Origin of the sequence: Desulforhopalus sp. IMCC35007 (genome assembly GCF_005116575.1) — a bacterium.
In the GTDB taxonomy this organism is placed as follows: Bacteria; Desulfobacterota; Desulfobulbia; order Desulfobulbales; family Desulfocapsaceae; genus Desulforhopalus_A.
On sequence record NZ_SWCN01000008.1, the window covers coordinates 227,036 to 233,035 of the forward strand.

Below are 6,000 nucleotides of genomic sequence, written 5' to 3' on the forward strand. Positions count from 1 at the left end.
TTTTACGCAGGAGCGGGTGTACCTAGACCTTCTCTTTTCGTTTGAACAATGAGAAACAAACCCTCCTCTATTATAGAGTAACAGCCAGGAAATACTTGATGTCAGTCATTAGCGAAGATAGTGTATTTACGTCACTTCAGCAACATGGTCCTCTTGCAGTTGAAGAAAACATCAACATAGATGAACCCTTTTCCCCTGCAACACGACGGTGGGTTAAAAATCTCTGTAAAACGCGGATCAATGCAACCAAGTACCGCGCACTGAGAAATCAGGTCTTTACTTTTCTCAACATATCCAGTTTTTCTCAAATAGCCGAACTCCTTGAGGATCCTATCCGACAAAAAGAGATGAGTAAAAGAGCCTGCGCACTGCTCGGCAACATGTTTGGTTTAAACGGTACGCAGCGAGAAATAGAAGCACGGGTTCATCAATACGCCCGTACTGCAGATGCTGTTATCAACTCACTTAAAGTTAAAATTCTTAAGCCATATGCCTCACATATAGCTACAACGAACGAAATAGAAGTAACTAACGATCCGGTAAGTCTACTGCTTATCATGTTTGATAATCATTACAGTAAGAAAGCACGTTTTGAGGCCCGCCGTAAACTTGTGCTGATGAACCTTGCAGGCTCTATCGACCAGCGTGAAACAGAAACTGCAATTGAAGAAAAGTTCTCAAATTTCCTGAGCTTTTTGAATAAATACGTCTGGAGTCGTAGTCTCAAGATAGGCGAACTTGATGTCATCTATCTTTACTCCAAACATTCCACAGAGGATTATGGCTGTAAATCTGTGATTCCCATCTCCCCTGCCACCGCCAAAACCATAAAGCTTGAAAAAGACAGCAAGTTGACCCTGATCAAACGAAGAAGATTTTACAGTGGTCATCGGGAAATTCCCATTTACGTTTCTATCAGGAAAAAGCCACCCGAGGCAAAAGTTCTTAAGCTGCTCCGGAAAAACGAAAAAAATCCGTCTGTCGCAGTTGATGATGAGCTCGGGCTCATGGCGGTTCTTGATTCTGTTGCCGATATTAAAACCTTTCAGGATCACTTAACCCGCAGTGCATCAAAAGCAGATAGTTTCATGGTACTTGAAGATATATCAGACACCCTCACGGGCAAAACCCCCTATAAGGCATCCAGTACTGGGTCAAGCAGCAAGACAGAGATGATGAAGTTTTTCGCAAGGCTTGGCGGAATGCGTGTGGAATTTATTATCCATACGAACCAGAGCTGGCTCAATTATATGTACAAGAACGATGTAGCACATGATGAATACGAGGTAAAAAGGGTGTTCGATTCAGGGGTTATGGAGCTTCTCTTTCCAGATGATATCTATCAGTTAGATCACAAACAGATCAGAGAGGAGATGATCCAGAACTTTCGCAGCCATTTAAAATAGCAAAAAAGCGGCAATCACAAAGTGATTGCCGCTTTATACTTGTACTTATCTAAAGCCTTTACAGTCCTCGTTTGTAGGCCGCGTATGTATCCTTGAGGCCCGCCTCAAATGTCATCTTAGGCTTCCAGCCAAGATTGTTGAGCAAGGTGGTGTCTAAAAGCTTTCTCGGTGTTCCGTCAGGCTGGTCGCTATTAAAAACAGTCTCTCCTGTAAAACCAACAAGGTCTGCAATAATTTCTGCAGTCTTTGCTATAGTAATATCCTCTCCGGTTCCCACATTGACAAAAGAGGGGTTATCTTTTTCGAAATAGCTTTGATCAAGTTGCATGACATGTGTGCAGGCAGCAGCCATATCATCTACATGAAGAAACTCACGCCTTGGTGTACCTGAGCCCCAAAGAATAACTTTTGGCGTAACGTCTTTTACGAGATTTCTTCCGGAAGAAGAATAACCAATAGCCTCCTGAATATCTTGGGGGATGCTCCCATATCTTTTCTCATCGTTGATAATCTCATCAAGCTTTGATTCCTGAGCAAGTTTTGCTAAATGAAATTTTCGAAGCATTGCAGGAATCACATGACTGTTTTCAAGATGATAGTTGTCACCAGGTCCGTATAAGTTAGTTGGCATAACCGAACGAAACGAGGTGTTGTACTGACGATTATACGCTTCGCACATTTTAATCCCGGCTATTTTAGCAATTGCATAAGGTTCATTTGTCGGCTCAAGAGTCCCTGTGAGTAAATGGTTCTCCTGCATCGGCTGGGGAGCCAACTTCGGATAAATACATGATGAACCTAGAAATAGAAGATCCTTGATTCCTGTAATATATGCCTGATGAATCACATTAGATTGTATCATCAGATTTGTATAAATGAACTCGGCCGGAAAAATATTGTTTGCATGTATTCCGCCAACTTTGGCTGCAGCAAGCACAACTCTGTCCGGTTTATTCTTCTGATAAAAATCTTGCACAGCATGCTGGTCGGTAAGATCCAATTCCTTATGGGTACGAGTTACTATATTCTCACACCCAAGTCGCTGCAGTTGACGCACAACAGCAGCACCAACCATACCTCTGTGCCCCGCCACATAAATCTTCTGATCCTGTATTCTCTTTGCCATTTTAGAAACCATTGTTACTCATGGTGGTTAAGCACAGAAAAACCTTCATTCTTACACAGCTCATCTTTTTTGGCTTCTTCGAAATCAGATCGCATCATTTCAGCGACAAGTTCTGAAAAAGTTGTTTCAGGTTCCCAGCCAAGTTTTTCTTTTGCTTTTCTGGGATCACCAAGCAGGGTTTCCACTTCTGTCGGTCTAAAATACCGGCTATCCACCCGCACAATCACATCCCCTTGTTTTATGGCCCCTGAATAGTTATCCGGTAATCCTGAAAGAATACCAACCTCATCGATTCCAGTTCCCTGCCAGCTCATGGTCATGCCAAGTTCTGCGGCTGCGGCATCGACGAAGTCACGGACGGAGTGCTGCTCACCACTTGCAATGACAAAATCTTCAGGTTTTTCCTGCTGGAGCATCATCCATTGCATTTTCACATAGTCCCTGGCATGGCCCCAGTCGCGCTTTGCATCCATATTCCCAAGATAGAGGCAGTCCTGAAGACCGAGAAATATTCTCGCCATGGCACGGGTGATCTTTCTCGTGACAAAGGTTTCACCACGAAGTGGGGATTCATGGTTAAAGAGGATTCCATTACAGGCAAAAATGTCGTAGGCCTCCCTGTAGTTAACGACAATCCAGTACGCATACATTTTTGATACGGCATAGGGAGATCTTGGATAAAACGGGGTCGTTTCTGTCTGTGGTATCTCCTGCACCTTACCGAAAAGTTCAGAAGTCGAGGCCTGGTAAAATTTCGTTTTCGTAGAGAGATTGAGGATTCTTATCGCCTCAAGAAGACGCAGTGTTCCGAGCGCATCAGAATTTGCTGTATATTCAGGTTCTTCAAAAGAAACTGCAACATGTGATTGAGCAGCAAGGTTGTATATCTCATCCGGCTTCACCTTACCTATAATATTGATAAGGCTGGAAGAGTCCGTTAAATCCCCATGATGCAAAATAAAATTTCGATCTTTTGCATGGGGGTCCTGATAGAGATGATCAATCCGGTCGGTATTAAAAAGCGATGCTCTTCGTTTGATACCGTGAACTTCATATCCTTTTTCTAGAAGGAATTCAGCAAGATAAGCTCCGTCTTGTCCGGTAATTCCGGTAATTAATGCTTTTTTCATCGGTTGATCAATCTCTTTTTATTTAAATATTAAAATACTATAAATCATAACAACAGTAGACCAAACAGGCGCGAAAGTCCTGCAAAAATGGTTACAACAGTATCGAACGTCCTCGTCCTATACCATAGTAGGCAAGACCCAAGGCCTCAACACGTTTGGGGTCATATAAATTTCTGCCATCAAAAACAACTTTATCCTTTAATTCAGTGAGTAATTGATTAAAGTCGGGAACTCGAAAACTTTTCCACTCGGTGACTATCACCAGTGCGTCAGCACCATGCAAGGCGGCTTCCTTGGTCCCCATTAAAACGAGCTCATCCCGTGTTCCATAGATTCTTTGCGCTTCTTCCATCGCTTCAGGATCATATGCCTGTACTTTGGCTCCGGCCTTCCAGAGTGACTCCATGAGAACCCTGCTGGATGCTTCCCTCATATCATCTGTATTCGGTTTGAATGATAGCCCCCAGACTGCAAAGGTTTTACCAGCCACATCCCCATTATAAAAACGAGAGACATGCTCAAAGAGCTTTTCTTTTTGTTTATAGTTTACACTTTCAACAGCTTTAAGGATTTTAGCATCGTAACCAATTTCATTTGCCGAACGTTCCAGGGCCTGAACATCTTTTGGAAAGCAGGAACCACCATAACCGCATCCAGGATAAATAAACTGGTAGCCAATCCTTGAATCCGAACCGATTCCACGACGAACCTGTTCAATATCTACCCCTAATCTTTCAGCCAAATTGGACATCTCATTCATAAAAGAGATCTTGGTGGCAAGAAGACAATTTGCAGCGTACTTAGTAAATTCTGCACTGCGAACATCCATGATCATTATTTTGTCATGGTTACGGCTAAAGGGTTCATAGAGTTCCCTCATTTTTTCTTCAACTTCATGACTATCTGTACCGACAATGATCCTCTCCGGACGCATGCAGTCTTCCAGCGCTGAGCCTTCTTTTAAAAATTCAGGATTAGAAACAATATGCAGAGGATAGTTTACTCCTCTTTCTTTCAAGATCGATGACATATGCGCTCTAACCTTATCTGCAGTTCCAACTGGTACTGTAGATTTATCGATGACAATTTTTCCACTTGCCATGTGCTTGGCTATGGTGCCAGCGACCGACAGCACATATTGCAGATCTGCACTGCCATCTTCGTCTGGTGGCGTACCAACTGCTATAAACTGAAGGTCTCCGTGTGATATTCCTTCTTCTGAATCGGTAGTAAAGGAAATTCGCTTCTTTTCATAGTTCGTTAAAACCAAATCAGAAAGACCAGGTTCAAAAATTGGTATAACCCCATTTTTTAAGCCATCTATTTTGTTTGCATCGACATCTACACAGCATACATTGTGTCCAACATCAGCAAGCACCGCAGCCTGCACCAAGCCAACATATCCAACACCAAACACAGTTACATTCATAAAAAAGCCTCAACTTAAAAAGTGATAACGCACTAGAGTAAAAAATTGTCGCGCATAATAGCGAAACAAGGACCATATTTCAAGGTATAGATTGAATTTTAGCGGAAAAAGGCCACACACCACCTAACGGATTTTACATGTTTCTTGTTTATCCATTATAATAGTATGACGAAATCCCAGATATAAAAGCTCGAAAGTATTTACCACAACGCTCGTCTCATATTCTAGCCAACTCAATAATTATTGGTCTTGTTCCTATAAGATGTCACTCAATCATCGACCTGGAATTTAGTACTTCCCACACATCTCAAATCTTCTTCAACCATGACCTAACTATTTTAAACCAAAGAACAGCGACATAGAAATGAGAATGGTAGATACTAAGAAGAACGGCCGCAAAAAAGATAGCGGTGAGGTGATTTTATTGTTGACCTAATGCGAGTGATCAGCTATTTTGCCGCTCCTTCGTGAGCAACAGCGAAAAGCAAGCAGCCTGAACGGCTTGAGAGTTTAAAACTGTTTCTCACAAATGAAAATAAGATAAACTTTTTATTGACATAAGGTTTTAAGTTTATTAGAGTTAGCCGCTCGCCGCGACATAAAGCGCGGGACACTTCGGGAGTTGAGGAGTGTTAAACGATCCTTGAAAACTAAATAACAACACATAAGCAAACGGGCCCAACGTAGTTTTAGCGAACTACAATGGAGCAAGTTTTCGTAATTCGAAAATAGAGCTCTTATATACATAAGCACTATATAAGTAACTATCTCTTGAGTGAGGTAGTCTAGGATATCAAACTGGAGAGTTTGATCCTGGCTCAGAACGAACGCTGGCGGCGTGCTTAACACATGCAAGTCGAACGCGAAAGGGATTTCGGTCCTGAGTAGAGTGGCGCACGGGTGAGTAAC

4 protein-coding genes and 1 rRNA gene are annotated in these 6,000 nt (G+C 42.4%); 2 read left to right on the plus strand and 3 right to left on the minus strand.

All coding sequences use genetic code 11. The features are described 5' to 3' along the window. The first annotated feature begins 98 nt into the window (after positions 1-98). On the plus strand, positions 99-1,406 hold the full coding sequence (locus tag FCL48_RS10870; protein WP_136872301.1) for a hypothetical protein: 1,308 nt from the start codon (positions 99-101) through the stop codon (positions 1,404-1,406). 58 nt (positions 1,407-1,464) lie between these two features. On the opposite strand, the gene FCL48_RS10875 is transcribed toward FCL48_RS10870, so the two are convergent. The 3 genes from FCL48_RS10875 to FCL48_RS10885 form a co-directional block, all read right to left on the minus strand. Next, positions 1,465-2,532: a GDP-L-fucose synthase gene (locus tag FCL48_RS10875; RefSeq protein ID WP_169309181.1), complete on the minus strand. Its 1,068-nt coding sequence runs from the start codon at positions 2,530-2,532 to the stop codon at positions 1,465-1,467. 14 nt (positions 2,533-2,546) lie between these two features. Continuing rightward, positions 2,547-3,662 (minus strand): GDP-mannose 4,6-dehydratase, encoded by a 1,116-nt coding sequence (gmd, locus tag FCL48_RS10880; RefSeq protein ID WP_136872302.1) that lies wholly within the window; start codon positions 3,660-3,662, stop codon positions 2,547-2,549. Between the two features lie 91 nt (positions 3,663-3,753). After that, complete coding sequence (locus FCL48_RS10885) at positions 3,754-5,091, minus strand: UDP-glucose/GDP-mannose dehydrogenase family protein (RefSeq protein ID WP_136872303.1); 1,338 nt, start codon at positions 5,089-5,091, stop codon at positions 3,754-3,756. A gap of 795 nt (positions 5,092-5,886) precedes the next feature. Here FCL48_RS10885 and FCL48_RS10890 point away from each other — a divergent pair. Continuing rightward, a 16S ribosomal RNA gene (locus FCL48_RS10890) occupies positions 5,887-6,000 on the plus strand; the annotation flags it as partial.